This is a genomic window from Caballeronia sp. (assembly GCF_049581465.1).
GTDB lineage: Bacteria > Pseudomonadota > Gammaproteobacteria > Burkholderiales > Burkholderiaceae > Caballeronia.
This window is the reverse complement of the sequence record NZ_JBAUSA010000216.1, coordinates 1-2,918: the sequence shown is the minus strand read 5'-3', so window position 1 is coordinate 2,918 and position 2,918 is coordinate 1. Positions and strand designations below refer to the sequence as shown.

Below are 2,918 nucleotides of genomic sequence, written 5' to 3'. Positions count from 1 at the left end.
CCGGGCGACAAGATGGCCGGCCGTCACGGTAACAAGGGTGTGGTGTCGAAGATCGTGCCGATCGAAGACATGCCGTACATGGCGGATGGCCGTCCTGCCGACGTCGTGCTGAATCCGCTCGGCGTGCCGTCACGGATGAACGTGGGTCAGATTCTCGAAGTGCATCTGGGCTGGGCCGCGAAGGGTCTGGGATGGCGTATCGGCGAAATGCTGCAGCGTCAGACGAAGATCGAAGAGCTGCGCATCTTCCTGAACAAGATCTACAACGAGTCAGGGCGTAAGGAAGAGCTGGAAAACTTCACCGACGACGAAATCGTCGAACTGGCGAAGAACCTGCGCGAAGGCGTTCCTTTTGCTACGCCGGTGTTCGACGGCGCGACGGAAGGCGAAATGACGCGTGCGCTGGATCTCGCGTTCCCGGACGACATCGCGAAGCAGTTGGGCATGACGAAGTCGAAGAACCAGGTGCAGTTGAGCGACGGCCGCACGGGTGAACCGTTCGAACGGACGGTCACGGTGGGCTACATGCACTACCTGAAACTGCATCACTTGGTCGACGACAAGATGCACGCTCGTTCGACCGGTCCATACTCGCTCGTCACGCAGCAGCCGCTGGGTGGTAAGGCGCAGTTCGGTGGCCAGCGTTTCGGTGAGATGGAAGTGTGGGCGCTCGAAGCGTACGGCGCTTCGTATGTGCTGCAAGAAATGCTGACTGTGAAGTCGGATGACGTGGCCGGTCGTACCAAGGTGTATGAAAACCTGGTCAAGGGTGACCACGTGATCGACGCCGGCATGCCTGAGTCGTTCAATGTGTTGGTGAAGGAAATCCGGTCGCTCGGTATCGACATCGACCTGGACCGGAACTAATCGGACTACTGGAGAGACGCAATGAAAGCTCTGCTCGATCTATTCAAGCAAGTCCAACAACCTGAAGTTTTTGACGCGATCAAGATCGGTCTGGCCTCGCCGGACAAGATCCGTTCGTGGTCCTTCGGCGAAGTGAAGAAGCCTGAAACCATCAACTACCGGACCTTCAAGCCGGAACGCGACGGCCTGTTCTGCGCCAAGATTTTTGGCCCGATCAAGGACTACGAGTGCCTGTGCGGCAAGTACAAGCGCCTGAAACACCGTGGCGTGATCTGCGAAAAGTGCGGCGTTGAAGTCACGCTCGCCAAGGTGCGTCGCGAACGGATGGGCCACATTGAACTGGCCTCGCCGGTTGCGCACATCTGGTTCTTGAAGTCGCTGCCGTCGCGTCTGGGCATGGTGCTCGACATGACGCTGCGGGACATCGAACGCGTGCTGTATTTCGAAGCGTACGTGGTGATCGAACCGGGCATGACGCCGCTGAAAGCGCGGCAGATCATGACCGAAGAGGATTACTACAACAAGGTCGAAGAGTACGGCGACGAGTTCCGTGCTGAGATGGGCGCGGAAGGCGTTCGTGAGTTGCTGCGCGCGATCAACATCGACGAGCAAGTCGAAGTGCTTCGTACCGAACTCAAGAACACGGGTTCGGAAGCGAAGATCAAGAAGTACGCGAAGCGCCTGAAAGTGCTCGAGGCATTCCAGCGTTCGGGCATCAAGCCGGACTGGATGGTGCTGGAAGTGCTGCCGGTGCTGCCGCCGGAACTGCGTCCGCTCGTGCCGCTCGACGGCGGCCGTTTCGCCACGTCCGACTTGAACGACCTGTATCGCCGCGTGATCAACCGTAACAACCGGTTGAAGCGCCTGCTGGAATTGAAGGCGCCTGAAATCATCGTCCGCAACGAAAAGCGGATGCTGCAGGAAGCCGTCGATTCGCTGCTGGACAACGGTCGTCGCGGTAAGGCCATGACGGGCGCGAACAAGCGTCCGCTGAAGTCGCTCGCCGACATGATCAAGGGCAAGGGCGGTCGTTTCCGTCAGAACTTGCTGGGTAAGCGCGTCGACTATTCGGGCCGTTCGGTGATTGTGGTCGGTCCGACGTTGAAGCTGCATCAGTGCGGTTTGCCGAAGCTGATGGCGCTGGAACTGTTCAAGCCTTTCATCTTCCATAAGCTGGAAGTAATGGGCGTGGCTACGACCATCAAGGCCGCGAAGAAGGAAGTCGAGAACCAGACCGTCGTGGTGTGGGACATTCTCGAAGAAGTCATTCGCGAACATCCGGTCATGCTGAACCGCGCGCCTACGCTTCACCGTCTTGGCATTCAGGCTTTCGAGCCGGTGCTGATCGAAGGTAAGGCGATCCAGCTGCATCCGCTCGTTTGCGCGGCGTTCAACGCCGACTTCGACGGTGACCAGATGGCCGTTCACGTGCCGCTGTCGCTGGAAGCGCAGATGGAAGCGCGCACGCTGATGCTGGCGTCGAACAACGTCTTGTTCCCGGCGAACGGCGATCCGTCGATCGTGCCGTCGCAGGATATCGTGTTGGGTCTCTACTATGCATCGCGTGAAGCGGTGAATGGCAAGGGCGAAGGCATGACGTTCACGGGCGTATCGGAAGCGATTCGCGCGTATGAGAACAAGGAAGTCGAGCTGGCGTCGCGGGTGAATGTCCGGATTACGGAAAACATTCACAACCCGGATCAAAGCGAAGGCGCACCGAAGTTCGTGCCGAAGATCACGCTGTATGCGACCACCGTTGGCCGTTCGATCCTGTCGGAAATCCTGCCGCCAGGACTGCCGTTCTCGGTGCTAAACCGTCCGCTGAAGAAGAAGGAAATCTCGCGCCTGATCAACACGGCGTTCCGCAAGTGCGGTCTGCGCGAGACGGTGATTTTCGCCGACCAGCTGATGCAGATGGGTTTCCGCCTGGCTACGCGTGCTGGTATTTCGATTTGCGTCGACGACATGCTTGTGCCGCCGCAAAAAGAACAGATCGTCGGCGATGCAGCCAAGAAGGTGAAGGAATACGACCGTCAGTACATGTCGGGTCT

Annotated in this window: 1 protein-coding gene and 1 pseudogene; both read left to right on the top strand. The window is 58.6% G+C overall.

Translation table 11 applies throughout. The annotated features are described in order from the left end of the window. Positions 1–867, top strand: a pseudogene (rpoB, locus tag WCA53_RS05330) (DNA-directed RNA polymerase subunit beta); the annotation flags it as partial. Positions 868–888: 21 nt separating this feature from the next. Next, positions 889–2,918, top strand: a 2,030-nt coding sequence (gene rpoC / locus WCA53_RS05325) for a DNA-directed RNA polymerase subunit beta' (RefSeq protein WP_423906499.1), incomplete at its 3' end; no start/stop codon positions are given.